Raw genomic sequence first — 14544 nt, forward strand, 5'->3', positions numbered from 1 at the left:
TGCCGCCCGACCGCTGCTGAGCGGATCCGCCTGGTGACACGACACAGGCGGCGGCGCTCCGCGATCGCGTCTGTGCACACATGTCCGCTCTGGTGCCCAGGACGCTGGGTTACCGAGCCGCCATGCCCGTGCTCTTGTCGACCTCGGATCGGGAGAGACCACCACGTCATGCCCCCCTGAGCCCCCAACATATCGTGGGGCATCATCGAAGGACCACCACATCTAGTTTCGTGCATCAGCGATCGCGTCGGGTCTCCTGTCGCGTGGCGATGACGCGGCCTCGAAACGGACGCTGGGGCGTGAAGCGGGGCGGAGCTCCAAGGAAACGAAAGGGAGCGTCACCGGCGCGACGCGGCGCAGGAGTCCGGTCATCCAGGGCCGGACTCCCGCCGGGCGGTGCTCGCTCCGTGGGGCCGTGAGCGTGGCCGGGACTGCCGACATGGCAGAGCACGATCGGCGCCGCGCAAGCGTCGTTGCTGTGAACGCCTGACCCGCTCCGCCCATCCGGCGCCCTTCTCGACGATCACGCGGCGCCCTCGGAGCCCCACTGGACCTGGCCGGCCCGGAGCTCAACGCACCTTCACGGACACCTGGACAGGACGCCCCAGGCGGATAATGCGGGCTTGCAATGTGGGCGAGCCGGACGCCTGGCAAGGAGGAGCCACCGGAGGCCTATCGGCCTCTAGCGATCAGGAAGGGACATGGACAGCGCGCTCCGCCGCCAAGCCCGTGGGACAAGCATGGTCTGTGCCATCAGGGCGGTCGCTCCACCCGACAGCGCGGCTCATGGTCCGAAAGGAGCCGCGAGACCAACGCGTCAACCGACTGGACAGGTTCTAACCATCCGCGGTGATCGAGAAACTGGGCGATGCACAAGAGGCCGCACGCCGGATCGGACACCCCGGCAACGACCGCTGACGCTCGGGGCGCGGTGACGGCGGTGGGAGGATGAGAGCTCCGGGGAAGGGCGACTCGGGCTCAGCGCTGGGCTCGGCTCCCGACGATGAGGACATTCGAGAAGGGCGTTTTCCCCCAGGCGGGCACCGTCTCGCAGGAGAAGCCGAGCTGCTCGAGGAGCGCCGCGATCTCTCGGGCGGGACGGAAGCGCACACGCTCGCCCCGGTTGAATCGAAGCGCGGTGAAGACACGCTCCTCAAGGAGCGTGATCGAGCTCCTCAAGCCGCGGTCGGTGTCCGCCTCGCGGACGAGCAGGCGCCCGCCCGGACGAACCGCGGCCGCCGCGCGCCGCAGGATCGCGTCCTGCTCTTCCACGCGGAAGTAGTGGAGCAGGTCGATGAGCAGCACGGTGTCTGCAGTTCCGAGCTCGGCCTCGCGCGCATCTGCGCACCAGAACTCGGCGTCCAGCGGAGGGCGGGCGTGGGCCGCGCGCTGCGGGCCGGGCGGGCCGGACGACTCGGACGAGCGCGGGAGAGATGCGCCGGAGCCCTCGCCGGCCGCGCGCCGGGCGTCCTCTATCTTGGCTCGGTCCCAGTCGAACCCACGCGCGCGCTCGGCCCTCCCCAGCTCGAGCAGGAGAATCGGCAGCTGGCCAGCCCCGGTCCCGATATCGAGGACCTCCCCGAGCGCGCCGGGGCGGTCGCCTGCGATGTCGGCAATCAACCGGGCGATGGGGTCGCCGAGCAGCTTGAAGCGGACATAGTGAAAGCGGGTACGCTGCGCCGGCGTGGCGCCCTCAGGCGGGCTGTACCTCCCGGCGACGCGCTCGACCGCGTGGACCCACGGCGGCGCATCCCCGGGGAGCCGATACGGCTCCATCCTGCTGCTCTGCTGCGAGGGAGCGCGGCGCCGCTTCAGCGTGACGAGGACGAAGATCAGGCCGCCGCCGAGCGCCGCGAGCGCGAGCCCGACCACCGGGGCGCCGAGGAACATGTACTCGGGGAAGTCCGAAAGCGCTTGCGCCCAGCTCATCTTTTCGTAAAGGCGCAGCCAGCGACCCGTGCGGAGGTACGCTCCGACCTGGACCTCCGCCGTGAGCAGCGCTGGCGCGAACAAGGGGTTGGAGATATTCGCAGCGACCCAAGCAATCGCTGCATCCAGACGGAACCACAGGCAGAGGAGGAGCACGAGCGGCGTGTGGCAGCCGAAGATCGGCTGCGACCCGATGAACAGGCCGATCGCGACCGCCACAGCGGTGCGGCCGGCGGACAGCTCGCTGCCACGGAGCTCACGCCACGCGCGGCGCGCCTCCTCTCGGAGGAGAGAGTATTTCGCCAACGTTCAGGGTTTGCTTTCCCGTGCAGCACGATCCGTCTCACCTGCTGCATCGGCCGTCGTCTTGGAGAGGATGTCGCTCACGGTCGTGGGTGTCGCCTCGTCGAGCGCGTCCCACGTACCGCCCGCCGCGGCGGCCGGCGCCGGCTCGCCTGACACAGCGCCCGCGGCGCGCCTGCTCCGCTGCGCCTCCAGCGTGCGAAGGTACATCTTCGCCGTCCTGTTGTCGGGATCGATGGCGAGCGCCTCGCGCCACTCGGCGCTCGCCTGATCGGGCGCGCCAAGGGAGAGCAGCGCGACCCCGAGCAGCACGCGCGCTGGTGCGTACTTCGGGTTCGCGTCGCGCGCGGCGGCGTAATGCTCGCGAGCGAGCGCCAGATTCCCGGCGTCGCGGTACATCGTCCCGAGGCGCAGCTGAAGATCCACGAACGTCGGACACAGCGCCACAGCCCGCGTGAGCTCGGCGATCGCTTCCTGCGCGCAGCCGGCGTCGGCATAGGCCTGCGCGAGATCGGCGTGCATGTTGGCGATCTTGCCGCGCGCGAACGGGTCGAGGATGCCGCCTCCCCCCTCGCCGCGGCGGATGCGAGAGTAGACCTGCCGCGCGGCCTCGTATTTGCCGAGGTCGTTGTAGGTGACGGCGAGGTTCAGCAGCGCTTCCGTGTAGTGCGCGTTGAGCTGCACCGCGCGCTCGAAGTGGGCCTCGGCCGCGAGGAAATCACCGCGTTCGTGGAGAATGACGCCGAGCATGTTGTAGACGTCCGCGAAGCGGTCGGTTTTCTCGATGATCTGCCGCAGGGCGTGCTCCGCGAGATCGTACTCGCGCCGCTCGTAGTGCTCCCTGCCGAGAACCAGAAGTTGCTTCAGCCGGTCGTCCATCAGGCCCGTCAGCTTACGCGACCGGCGTACGATGGGATCCGCCTTCCGCGCAACCCTTGCGTCGGCCGGGGAGTCGCGCGGTTGCAACGCCGTCGATGCCTTGGTACGCACGTCGGCGTGCCGAGTGCAGTACCCCAGAACCCGCTCGAGGCCTCCGGAGCGCCGGACGCCGAGGACCGCGCCAGGGGGCGGAGCGGCGAGGCCGGCAGCGCGGCGGAGCCTGGCGCCGCTGTCCCGCAAGACGCGCCGCGCGTGGAGCCCGGAGCTGCTGTCCCGCAGGACGCGCCGCGCGCGGAGATCGTGCGCATCGGCGCGGCCGAGGACGTCGCGGACGACGCGCTCGACGCCCCCAGCAGACCGGCCACGCCGCCGCTGACGGCGCCGCTTCAGGGCAATCGACGGGGCGAGGGCGCTCCGGCCGCTCCCTGGTCGCGCAGCAGCGAGCTTCGCGCGCGCGCGGCGTCGACGTGGCCGCCGCAGCTCCCTCCTCCTTCTTCTCGCGGGCGCGCATCGGCGCCCTGGTCGCGCGGCAGCGATCCGCGCGTGCAGCCCCTGCGGACGCCGTCGCTCATGGACGGCGGTCCCCACGCGGGCCCCGGTTCGACGGACGGCCCGCGGCTTCCACCCGGCCTCAGCCGGCCGCCTCCAGGACCGCACCTGTCGCCGCGCATGACCGCGGTCTTCGGCGGCATCTTCGGCCTCGCGACGCTCACCTCGCTCATCGCGCTGCTGATCCAGGGCGTCCCGGTGCGCGACGAGCGCGCGCTGGTCGCGGCGAGCCCGGCGACCTCGGCAGCAGGTACGGACGGGACCGCCAGGCCGTCCTCCGTGCCCGAGGTGAAGACCAAGCAGCGCACCCCGCTGCCCGGCCCATGGCGGATCTCCGAGCTCGGGAAGGATCCTTCCATGCTCCTGGTGAGCGACGTGATGGACCGCCGGTCGTTCATCGCGGCCCTCGACGACAAGGGCGTACCGAAGGCGCAGATCTACCGGATCATGAAGGCCTTCGACGGGCTGCGGAAGTTCGACAAGTGCGGCCGCAAGGACCGGTTCACGGTCGCGATGGATCGCTCCACGCGCCGCGTCCGCGCCTTCGAGTACGAGGTCTCGGCGAGCGAGATCTACCAGGCGAGGGACGACGCGGCCGGGCTGCTCACGGGCGCCACGCTCGACATGAAGATCGCCGAGGAGGAGGTCGTCGCCTCCTTCTACGTGGGGAAGGATCTCGCCAACGCGATCCGGGCGGGGGGCCTGGAGCCCGGCGTGCTCGACGTGATCGACGACGCGCTGAACGGGCGCCTCTCGACGGAGAGCTTCGAGGAAGGGAGCACGGTCCGGCTGATCGCCGTCGAAGAGACGGCGCTCGGGATGTTCTCCCGGTACAAGAAGGTCATCGCGCTCGAGTACCGGCCCGCGGATCCCGCGGAGAAGCCGGTGCGCATCTACGATTTCAAGGGGCAAGAGGCCCGCGGCACGTTCGATGAGCGCGGCCGGCAGCCGCACGCCGGCGGCTGGCGCGCGCCGGTCCCGGGCGCGCCCGTGACGTCGAGGTTCAACCCGCAGCGGATGCACCCGGTGCTGAAGAAGAAGATGCCCCACAACGGGACGGACTTCGGCGCGCCGATGGGAACGCCTGTGTACTCGGCGTATCGCGGCGTGGTCGACTGGGTCGGTCCGGCGGGTCCGAGCGGCAACCTGGTCACGGTGACGCACGCGAACGGGGTCACCACCGGCTATGCGCACCTGTCGAGGTATGCCCCCGGCATCAAGGCCGGCATGAAGGTGGGTACCCACCAGCTCGTCGGCTACGTCGGGTCGACGGGCCGCTCGACGGGCCCTCACCTTCACTTCAGCGCCAAGAGGGACGGCAAGTACTTCGATGCCGAGACGCTCCAGCTCGATGGAGAGCGCGTGATGCCCGGCATCGATCGCGCGGCGTTCGCCGCGACGAAGGAAGCGCTCGACAAGCGGCTCGACGCCATTCCGCTGCCCGAACCTCCGCCCGAACCGACGAAGCCGGAGGCGGCAGAGCCTCCCTCGCCGCCGCCCGCGGCCACCGGCAGCGAGGCCTCGGCCGCCGCGGCACCGGACGTCGGACCGAGCGGACCGAACGAGCAAGAAGCGCAGCCGCCGGAAGGCGCCGGGGACGACGAGGGCGAGCTCATCGAAGGCGCCGATCTCAAGAGCCCGCCGGAAGCGATGTGACGCCGAGCGGGCCGAGAGGTCCGCTCGATGAAGATGAGGAGAGACGCCGAGGGACAAGCTGTCCCGTCCTCGGCGCCTTCGCGGCATCGGGCAGACAAAACGCACCGAGGACGCGGAGGGGGAAACCCTCGCGCCCTCGATGTCCTTGCCATGCCGTCCATCCCGATGGGCGGCGGCCCAGGCCTGCTACCGCTTCGAGTACTGGAAGCGCTTGCGGGCGCCGGGCTGGCCGTACTTCTTGCGCTCCTTCTTGCGCGCGTCGCGCGTGAGGAAGCCCGCGCGCTTGAGCGACGGCCTGCGCTCCGGATCGAGCTCGCAGAGGGCGCGCGCGATGCCGTGCCGCATCGCCTCGGCCTGCGCGCTGTGGCCGCCACCGACCACGGTCGCGTTCACGTCGAACTGCTCGAGCAGCTCGAGCAGCTCCAGCGATTGACGCATCACCATGCGCGAGGTCTCGCGGACGAAGTAATCGTCGGCGGGCCTCTGGTTCACCTTGATGTTGCCGGTGCCCGGCGAGAGGAAGACGCGCGCAACGGCGGTCTTACGCTTACCAGTGGCGTACGTTCTCGTTTCCGTCATGGCTTTGCTCAGCTGTAGCTAAGGGGCTGCGGCTGCTGCGCCGCGTGGGGGTGATCGGGACCGGCGTAGACCTTGAGCTTGGTGAGGAGCTCGCGCCCGAGCACGTTCTTCGGGAGCATGCCCTTCACGGCCTTCTGGATCGGGAGCTCCGGCTTGCGCTCGAGCAGGTGACCGTACGACTCGGAACGGAAGCCGCCCGGCTCGCCGCTGTGCCGCACGTAGTTCTTCTGCTGGAGCTTGCGGCCCGTCAGAAGGACCTTCTTGGCGTTCACGACGATCACGAAGTCGCCGGTGTCGACGTGCGGCGTGAACGTGGGCTTGTTCTTGCCGCGGAGCACCGTGGCGATGCGGCTGGCAAGGCGGCCGAGGGGCTTGCCTTCCGCGTCGATCACCCACCACGTACGCTCGTTGCGGGCCTCCGCAGGCTTGGCGGAAAAGGACTTGGGCTGAGGATTCATTGGGCGAAAAACTCCGGAAGTGCGCCTGCCAAAAAGGGGCGCCACTTCTACAAGGCGGCCCTTCGCCTGTCAAGCATCTCAGGCTTCTGCGGGTGCATCGTCATCGTCCGGCGAGGGTTGGTCAAGCGGGGTTTGTCGACAATCCGTCGGCGTTCCGTCGGCGTTCCGTCGGCGTTCCGTCGGCGTTCCGTCCGTTCCGCCGGTTTTGTCGGTCCCGCCTTGCACCGCTGGCTTGTCTCGGGGTCCCAGATTTCTCTTATTTCCCCGATCATCCAGCTCGCCAAGGCGTTGAACCAGGCAGCCTCTCGGCCGCATCGACGGCGAACGAGCCCAAAGCTCCCCCCCGAACGCCGCGCCAGGCAACACTGCGGCGAGCAGACGCGGCGGTCGAGCGACCGGCCGATCCGTCTCATCGCTCATCCTTCACGTCACATCGGTCGCCGACGTCCTGCTGGCTCGCTTGAAGGAGCTCATCACGGCAAGGAGTCGATCGACGGTTCAGCTCAGCGGAGAGGGCGGGATTCGAACCCGCGGTACGTTGCCGTACACACGATTTCCAGTCGTGCACCTTCGACCACTCGGTCACCTCTCCCGATACAACTTCAACGCGCCCCGCTTCTGCCGGACCGGCGCCGCTCGAGAGAGAGCGGGCGGTCAGAGCCCACCTGCTTCAACGGGGGCAAGCAGCCAAGCGTAGCGGAGAGAGCGGGATTCGAACCCGCGGTACCCTTGCGGGTACACCTGATTTCGAATCAGGCACCTTCGGCCTCTCGGTCACCTCTCCGCCGGCGAACATGGCAAAGCGGGGCCGGCTGGTCAAGCATCTCCTGACCACCGACCGGTCTGGAGGTGCGCTTTCGGCGCCGAGGCCTCCCGCCAGCAGCCCGGAGCGCGCTCCCGGGCAGCGCTCGTCGTCCAGCATGCGGCTGTCTGGCGCTGCAGGATCCGCGGCGCCGCACCGGCGGGCGCGGCCCTACCCCGCCCCGCGCGGCGCCTGCCCTCCGCGAGCGGCTGGCCGCGTCGGAGCGGCCCCCTCGGACGCAGGCTCGCGATCGCCGTCGGAGAAGGCCTCGGCCCCGAGCGCGGCGCGCGCCGCAGGCGTGCCTGCGCGCGGGAGCCGGACGACGAAGCGCGCGCCTCCGAGCGGGGACTCGAGCACGTCGATGGTGCCGCCGTGATCGACCACGATCTTCTTCACGATGCTCAGGCCGAGCCCCGTGCCGTCGTACCGCGTCGTGACGTACGGATCGAACACCGAGTCCCGCACGGCGGGATCGATGCCCGGGCCGTCGTCGTCGATCGCGATGAGGTGGCTCTGCCCCTCGCTCCGCGCCGAGACGCGAACGCTGCCCCACACAGCGGCGCCCGGGCGCCCTCGGGCTCCTCCGCCGGGCGCCGCTCGCTGCGCGTCGCGCAGCGCCTGCGCCGCGTTGCGCACGATGTTGCCGAGCGCGCGCCGGAGCATCTCGCGATCGAGCGCGGCCGGCATCGGGACATCCGGCACATCGAACTCGAGATCGACGCGCCCGAGCAGCGCCTCGTCCGAGGCGTGCTCGCGCCCCGCCTCCTCGACCGCGGCGAAGCGCTCGCCCTGCTCGCGCAGGAACTCCGCGAGATCCGAGGGCTCGAGCTCCGCCCGCGGGAGCCGCGCGAAATTGGAGAACTCGCCGACGAGGCGGCGCAAGGTGCCGACCTCCTCCTCGACGACCTCCAGCGTCGTCTGGAGCAAGCGCTGGTACGCCGGGTCGCTGCCCGCATAGCGCCGGTGGCACTCCTCGACGGCGAGCTGGATCGGGGTCAGCGGGTTCTTGATCTCGTGCGCGAGGTGCCGCGCCATCTTCTGCCACTCGCCCATGCGCTTGAGGAACTCGATCCGCGCGCGGCTGCCCTCGAGCTCCTCGAGCATGCGGTCGAAGGCGCGGCCGAGATCGGCGACCTCGTCGTCGCCCTGCAGCCCCACGCGCACCGAGAGGTCGCCCTCCGCGACGGGCCGGGTCGCCGCGGCGAGCCGCGCGATGCGGTCGACCACGGGGCGCGCCACGAGCACGCCGGCGAGGATCGCGAGGACGATCGTCGCGCCGAGCAGGGCGGCGAAGGCGTCGCCGTAGCTCTCGTCGAGGTACTCCTTCCGGTGCTCCCGCTCGAGGGCGTGGTACGCCTGCGCGAACGCCTGCGCCGCGTCGAGCTCGTCGAAGCGCGCGCTCGGCGCGGCGAACGTCGCGACGAGGGTCCGCGCGTCGCCGTCGCAGCCGCCGTCGTCGGGCGCGGGATCGCCGGGCTCGGCGGCGTGGCCGGGCGCGCGCGCGATCGCCTTCCGGACCGTGAGCGTCTTCTCGTGCGCCGGATCCACCGGGCGGCCGCGCTCGCGCGCTCCGACGAGATCGCCGCCGCAGCGCTCGACGCGGAGGGAGACCAGCGCGGGGTGGGCCGCGATGATGCGCGCAAGCTCGGCGTCGAGGCGCTGCGCGTCGCCGGTGAAGGCCGTCTCGCGCAGCGGGTCCGCCGCGACGATCGCGTCGGCCTCGGAGCGCATGCCCTGCTTGATGGCGGCGGCCAGCTCGGCGTACACGCCGAGCGCCCTGTCCAGGTGGACGCCGAACTCGGGCTGGAACGCCGTCGCCGACACCCGCGCGATCACCGTCCTGGCGACCACGATGCTGGCGACGAGCGGGATCAGGGCGGTCACGAGGATGGCCGCGACGACCCGCCGCTCCGTCCTGCCGGGGATGCGCATGCGCGCAGCATAGCCGCGGCCCAGCGCGGGCGCGCAGGCGCGGCGCGGGGGCGCCCGCGCTGAAGAAGGAGGGGCGCGCACCGCGGAGGAGCGCTGCGCGCGGCAGAGGAGGCCGCTCGCCGCGGCGGGGATGCCGCGCCGCGAGAGCGACGTTGCTCGTTACTCGACGGTGACCGTCTTCGCGAGGTTGCGCGGCTGATCGACGTCGTTGCCCTTCAGGTTGGCGACGTAATAGGCGATGAGCTGGAGCGGGAGCACGGTAAGGAGCGGCCCGACCTCGTCCGGCACCTTGGGGATCCAGACGTGGTGCTGAGCGATCTCGAGGATCGACTCGTCGCCCTTCGTGGCGATCGCGACGACCTGCCCCTCGCGCGCCCGGACCTCCTGCAGGTTGGAGAACGTCTTGTCGTAGTGCGCGTCGCGCGGGCAGACGACGATGACGGGGAGCGCCTCGTCGATGAGGGCGATCGGCCCGTGCTTCATCTCGCCGGCCGCGTAGCCCTCGGCGTGCGCGTACGAGATCTCCTTCAGCTTGAGCGCGCCCTCGAGCGCGATGGGGAAGCCGAGGCCGCGCCCGAGGAACAGGACGTCCTTCGCGTGGACGAGGCGCTTCGCGATCGCGTGCACGTAGTCGGCGTCGCCGAGCACCTCGCGCATGTGGCTCGGGATCTCCCAGAGGGCCTGGAGGATCTCGCGCCCGCGCTCCGCCGGCAGCGAGTCGCGGCGGCGGCCGAGGTAGACGGCGAGCAGGAGCAGCGCGGCGAGCTGCGTGGTGAAGGCCTTGGTCGAGGCGACGCCGATCTCGGGGCCCGCGTGCGTGTAGAGCGCGCCGTCGGAGAGGCGCGGGATCGCGCTGTCGAGCACGTTGCAGAGCGCCAGCACCTTGGCGCCCTGCGCCTTCGCCGCCTTGAGCGCCGCGATCGTGTCGGCGGTCTCGCCCGACTGGCTGATGGCGATCACGAGATCGTCGGGGAAGAAGATCGGCTCGCGGTAGCGGACCTCGCTCGCGAGCTCGACGACCGTGGGGACCCTGGCGAGCTGCTCGATCCAGTAACGCCCGGCGATGCCGGCGTGGTGGCTCGTGCCGCACGCGACGATGTAGACCCGGCGCAGCTCCTTCGCGAACTCGGGCGTGACCCCCATCTCGGTCGCGTGAACGTCGCCGGCGGCGAGATCGATCCTGCCGCGCAGCGTGGCCTCGACGACGTCGGGCTGCTCGTGGATCTCCTTCAGCATGAAGTGCTTGTAGCCGCCGCGCTCCGCCTGGACGGGGCTCCAGTCGATGCGCTTCACGCGCCGCTCGACCTTCTCGCCACCGGTCACGGTCTCGATGCGGACGCCGCTCGCGCGTAGCTCGACGATGTCGCCGTCCTCGAGGAAGATCATGTCGCGGGTGTGCGCGAGCAGCGCGGGGATGTCGCTGCCGCACAGCATCTCGTTCTCGCCGGCGCCGACGACGAGCGGCGAGCCGTACCGGGCGGCGACGATGACGTCGGGCTCATCGCGCGAGAGGACCGCGATCGCGTAGGCGCCGTGGACCTGCCGGAGCGCGCCGCGCACGGCCTCGAAGAGCGACTTCGCGCCCTTCTGGAGCTCGCGGTGGACGAGGTGAGCGACGATCTCGGTGTCCGTGTCGGAGAGGAACTTGACCCCCTGGCTCTCCAGCTGCTGCCGGACGGCCACGTGGTTCTCGATGATGCCGTTGTGCACGACGGCCACCGGGCCCGCGGAGTGCGGGTGGGCGTTCACCTCGCTCGGGCGGCCGTGCGTCGCCCACCGCGTGTGGCCGATGCCGGTCGTGCCGTCGAGCGTCCGCTTCTCGAGCGCCTCGCTGAGCTTGATCAGCTTGCCGAGCGTCCGGACGATCTCGATGCCCTTGCCGTCATGAATGGCGATGCCGGCCGAGTCGTAGCCTCGATACTCGAGCTTCCGCAGCCCTTCGACGATGATCGGCGCCGCCTTTTTTGACCCAACGTATCCGACGATCCCGCACATGCTCGCCTCGTTCAGGTAGTGCCCGCGCGCGCCTACGCGTGCGGCGGAAAATGGAACGTTACTCCTGGCACCGGGAGCTGACAGAGAAAATTGAGCCCCCTGACGGTGAACGCCGCGTTGATCGCGCGAAGGTCACAGCCAGGACGAATGCTATCAACGCCGTGATCGAGGCGACCCCAAAAGTGAGGGTGCCGCCCCCGCGCTTGTAGAGCTCACCCCACACGAGCATCCCGACGACGGATCCGGCGCCGGCGCTCGCCGAAAAGAGCCCTTGCGCCGTGGCGAGGATCTCAGGCGGGGAGCGATCCCTCGTGTAAGCGAGCGAGGCGACCCACATCATGCCGAACGAGACCGCGTGGAGCGGCTGGATGGCCAGCAGGGCGGGCCAGAAGCGCACATACGAGAGCAACGCCCAGCGGAGCGAGGCGCCCGCGAAGGCGAACGCGAGCACCGTGGGCGGAGCGAACCGCTTGAGCAGGGGACCGGAGAACGCCATGAGCGCGATCTCGCCGGCGACGCCGACGGCCCACGCGACCCCCACCAGCGACTCGGGGAAACCGATGTCGCGCAGGTGCAGCGTGTAACAGAGATCGTACGAAGACGTGGCGCTCTGGGCCAGGAACGATGCCGCGAGGAACAGGCGGAAATCGTGGCTCTGGAGGAGGGCACGGGCGCGCTGCCGCACGGAGCCTCCGGCGACCGGAGAGCGCGCAGCGCCGGCGGCGTCGGCCGCTCCGTCGCGCAGGCCGGACCGACGGAAGGGCGCCTCGCCGCGCGCCGGAAGGGCCCACGAGATGGCGAACGCGATCAGCAGGCAGGCAGCGATCGTGGCGGGAAACGCGGCCGGCCGCGCGGGATCGACGAGGGCTCCGCTGGCGATCGCCATCAGCGCGAAGCTGATCGAGCCCCAGAGCCTGAGCCTGCCGTAGGCGATGCCGGAGCTCGCCGACGCCTCCACCGCGACGACGTCGGCCATCATGAACATCGGCGATCGAAAGAAAGCGAACGCGAGCGCCGCGACGAAGAGGCCGGCGAAGCCGAGCGACACGCCGAGCGCCGACGACAGCGCGAGCAGCGCGAACACGACGAAGGCGCCGGCGCAGGCCGCCCGGATCAGCCACACCCGCACGCCGAGCGAGTCGGCGATCAAGCCGAACACCGGCGGCGCGATGAGGCCCATCGCCGGGAGCGTCGCCGCGATCGCCCCCATCGCGAGACCCTGGATCCCCCGCGCCTCCAGCCAGCTCGGGAACAGCGGCAGGTACACGCCGAGGACGGCGAAGATACCGAAGTAGTAAAGCGATATCGCCCGCGGCGACGGCCTGTGCTCTGAAGGGATGGAAGGAGGCATCGGCTGTGAGCGGCCCGCCCCGAGCGCGAGGGGCGTTCAGCGTGCCGGTCTCTGACGCCCGCCAGGCAAAGGAGCAAGCTCCGCGCCCCGGAAGCGCGGAGCTCGGGTCATTGCCGCTTCTCGATCGCCGTGGGGCGCCCTACCGTACGCGCGGGATGGGCACCTCGGACCTCCGCAACGCTCCGCCCGGAACCTGGTTGCCCGCGCGCCGCCTGGCGCTCTGGATCTTCCAGCCCCTCGAGCGGTTCCTCCACGTCCAGGCGGCGAGCGGCATCGTCCTGCTCATCGCCACCGCGGTGGCCCTCGCGTGGGCGAACTCTCCCTGGGCAGCTTCGTACGAGCGCCTCTGGCACACGCCGGTGAGGCTCGGCGTCGGCTCCTACGTCGTCGAGCGCGATCTCCATTTCTGGATCAACGACGGGCTGATGACGATCTTCTTCTTCGTCGTCGGGCTCGAGATCCGGCGCGAGATCCATCAGGGCGAGCTCTCCGTCCTGAAGCGGGCGGTGCTGCCCGTCGCGGCCGCGCTCGGGGGCATGCTCTTCCCGGCGCTCATCTACCTCGCGCTGAACCCGAGCCCGCCGGAGCGCAGCGGATGGGGCGTGCCGATGGCGACGGACATCGCGTTCGCGGTCGGCGCGCTGGCGCTGCTCGGCAACCGCGTCCCGGCGGCGCTGCGCGTGCTGCTCCTCGCGCTCGCGATCATCGATGACATCGGCGCGATCCTCGTCATCGCCATCTTCTATTCGTCGAGCATCTCGGTCGCGGGGTTCGGGCTCGTGGCCCTGGGCATCGCGGGCGTGCTCGCGCTTCAGCGCTTCGGCGTCCGCTCGCCTGCGGTCTACGCCGCGCCCGGCGTCGTCATCTGGGCCGGCCTGCTGAGCGCCGGCGTGCACCCCACGATCGCGGGTGTCCTGCTCGGCCTGCTCACGCCGGTGCATCCCTGGTTCGGCGAGGAGGGCTTCCTCGCCGAGGCCCGGAGGGCGCTGCAGGACTTCCAGGAGCGCGCGACCGGCGGGCATGACGCGCGCGAGCTCACCGGGCCGCTCGCGCAGCTCGCGCAGGCGCGGCGCGAGGCGCTGCCGCCCGTCGTGAGCCTGGAGGCCACGCTGCATCCGTGGGTCGCCTACGGGATCATGCCGCTCTTCGCGCTCGCCAACGCGGGCGTGAGCCTCGGCGACGTGCACCTCGGCGCGGCGGGCTCGACGCGGCTGCTGCTCGGGGTCGTCCTCGGCCTGACGATGGGCAAGCCGCTCGGGATCATGGTCGCGTGCTTCCTGTCGGTGAAGCTCGGCCTCGCCGCCCTCCCGCGCGGCGTCCTCTGGCGAGGCGTGCTCGTCGTGGGATGCGTCGCGGGCATCGGCTTCACGATGGCGATCTTCGTCGCGGGGCTCGCGTTCGGAACGGGGCAACGGCTCGGGGTCGCGAAGCTCGCCGTCCTGCTCGGGTCGCTGTTCTCGGCCCTTGTCGGGATGGCCGTCGGCAAGCTCGTGCTCCGCCCCGCGGAGGCAGGCCAGATCGCCGCGACGGCCGATGAGGCGGAGGCATCGACGGAGTACTGATCGACCGGGGCCTCGGAGCGCGTGACGGCGGTCGCCGCACAAGTCAGCGCACGAACGAGAACGGCGGCGCCTCTGGGGAGAGGCACCGCCGCTAAAACATCGGCCTAGCCCGGCTCAGTACCGATCGCCGCCGCGACCGCCACGACCGCCGCGGCCGCCACCACCACCGCCGCCGTAACCGCCGCCGCCACCGCCACGACCGCCGCGGCCACCACCGCCGCCGCCGCCGCCGTAACCACCGCCGCCACCGCCGCCGTAACCGCCGCCACCGCCGCCGCCGCCGCGCTGGACCCGCTCCTCCGCCTCGTTCACGCGAAGCGGACGGCCGTCCATCATGGCGCCGTTCATGTTCTCGATCGCCTGCTGGGCCTGCTCAGGCGTGCCCATCGTGACGAACCCGAAGCCACGCGACTGACCACTCTCGCGGTCGGTCACGATGTGTACATCCGTCACCTCGCCGCTCTGAGCGAACGCGGCCTGCACGGAGGCCTTGGTGGCGGAGAAGGGGAGATTACCAACGTAGAGGCGAGTACCCATGACACTGATTCA

10 protein-coding genes and 2 tRNA genes are annotated in these 14544 nt (G+C 70.8%); 2 read left to right on the forward strand and 10 right to left on the reverse strand.

Annotated elements, in window-relative coordinates:
- Positions 1–978: 978 nt before the first annotated feature.
- Together WME82_RS39650 and WME82_RS39655 are read right to left on the reverse strand one after the other, a co-directional pair.
- Positions 979–2235, reverse strand: a complete 1257-nt coding sequence (locus WME82_RS39650) for a DUF2062 domain-containing protein (protein ID WP_438039544.1) — start codon at positions 2233–2235, stop codon at positions 979–981.
- Positions 2236–2238: 3 nt separating this feature from the next.
- Complete coding sequence (locus tag WME82_RS39655; protein WP_438039545.1) at positions 2239–3111, reverse strand: tetratricopeptide repeat protein; 873 nt, start codon at positions 3109–3111, stop codon at positions 2239–2241.
- Positions 3112–3228: 117 nt separating this feature from the next.
- On the opposite strand from WME82_RS39655, the gene WME82_RS39660 reads away from it, so the two are divergent.
- A complete protein-coding gene (locus WME82_RS39660; protein ID WP_438039546.1) occupies positions 3229–5316 on the forward strand; it encodes a peptidoglycan DD-metalloendopeptidase family protein in 2088 nt (695 codons plus the stop codon).
- 186 nt (positions 5317–5502) lie between these two features.
- Here WME82_RS39660 and rpsI read toward each other — a convergent pair whose 3' ends face one another.
- The 7 genes from rpsI to WME82_RS39695 all read right to left on the reverse strand — a co-directional run bounded on the left by rpsI (position 5503) and on the right by WME82_RS39695 (position 12433).
- On the reverse strand, positions 5503–5895 hold the full coding sequence (gene rpsI, locus WME82_RS39665; RefSeq protein WP_437711475.1) for a 30S ribosomal protein S9: 393 nt from the start codon (positions 5893–5895) through the stop codon (positions 5503–5505).
- 8 nt (positions 5896–5903) lie between these two features.
- Positions 5904–6353, reverse strand: coding sequence for a 50S ribosomal protein L13 (rplM, locus tag WME82_RS39670; protein WP_437741719.1), 450 nt, complete (start codon positions 6351–6353; stop codon positions 5904–5906).
- Positions 6354–6860: 507 nt separating this feature from the next.
- Positions 6861–6945: transfer RNA gene (locus tag WME82_RS39675), tRNA-Ser, on the reverse strand.
- 105 nt (positions 6946–7050) lie between these two features.
- Positions 7051–7137 (reverse strand) — tRNA-Ser (locus WME82_RS39680).
- A 189-nt stretch (positions 7138–7326) separates the two neighbouring features.
- Positions 7327–9087, reverse strand: coding sequence for an ATP-binding protein (locus WME82_RS39685; RefSeq protein ID WP_438039547.1), 1761 nt, complete (start codon positions 9085–9087; stop codon positions 7327–7329).
- 159 nt (positions 9088–9246) lie between these two features.
- A complete protein-coding gene (gene glmS / locus WME82_RS39690) occupies positions 9247–11082 on the reverse strand; it encodes a glutamine--fructose-6-phosphate transaminase (isomerizing) (RefSeq protein WP_438039548.1) in 1836 nt (611 codons plus the stop codon).
- 58 nt (positions 11083–11140) lie between these two features.
- Positions 11141–12433 (reverse strand): MFS transporter, encoded by a 1293-nt coding sequence (locus tag WME82_RS39695; RefSeq protein WP_438039549.1) that lies wholly within the window; start codon positions 12431–12433, stop codon positions 11141–11143.
- A gap of 155 nt (positions 12434–12588) precedes the next feature.
- Here WME82_RS39695 and nhaA point away from each other — a divergent pair, with 155 nt between their 5' ends.
- Positions 12589–13995, forward strand: a complete 1407-nt coding sequence (gene nhaA / locus WME82_RS39700) for a Na+/H+ antiporter NhaA (RefSeq protein ID WP_437741722.1) — start codon at positions 12589–12591, stop codon at positions 13993–13995.
- A gap of 114 nt (positions 13996–14109) precedes the next feature.
- On the opposite strand, the gene WME82_RS39705 is transcribed toward nhaA, so the two are convergent.
- On the reverse strand, positions 14110–14532 hold the full coding sequence (locus WME82_RS39705) for an RNA recognition motif domain-containing protein (protein WP_437325211.1): 423 nt from the start codon (positions 14530–14532) through the stop codon (positions 14110–14112).
- Positions 14533–14544: the final 12 nt, after the last annotated feature.

The organism is Sorangium sp. So ce128, assembly GCF_051525245.1.
GTDB lineage: Bacteria > Myxococcota_A > Polyangia > Polyangiales > Polyangiaceae > Sorangium > Sorangium cellulosum_B.

Bases quoted from the DNA above. Each gene is read 5' to 3' on its own strand.
- WME82_RS39655 (WP_438039545.1), bottom strand. From the start codon at position 3,111: ATGGACGACCGGCTGAAGCAACTTCTGGTTCTCGGCAGGGAGCACTAC.
- rpsI (WP_437711475.1), bottom strand. From the start codon at position 5,895: ATGACGGAAACGAGAACGTACGCCACTGGTAAGCGTAAGACCGCCGTT.
- rplM (WP_437741719.1), bottom strand. From the start codon at position 6,353: ATGAATCCTCAGCCCAAGTCCTTTTCCGCCAAGCCTGCGGAGGCCCGC.
- WME82_RS39685 (WP_438039547.1), bottom strand. From the start codon at position 9,087: ATGCGCATCCCCGGCAGGACGGAGCGGCGGGTCGTCGCGGCCATCCTC.
- glmS (WP_438039548.1), bottom strand. From the start codon at position 11,082: ATGTGCGGGATCGTCGGATACGTTGGGTCAAAAAAGGCGGCGCCGATC.
- WME82_RS39695 (WP_438039549.1), bottom strand. From the start codon at position 12,433: ATGCCTCCTTCCATCCCTTCAGAGCACAGGCCGTCGCCGCGGGCGATA.
- nhaA (WP_437741722.1), top strand. From the start codon at position 12,589: ATGGGCACCTCGGACCTCCGCAACGCTCCGCCCGGAACCTGGTTGCCC.
- WME82_RS39705 (WP_437325211.1), bottom strand. From the start codon at position 14,532: ATGGGTACTCGCCTCTACGTTGGTAATCTCCCCTTCTCCGCCACCAAG.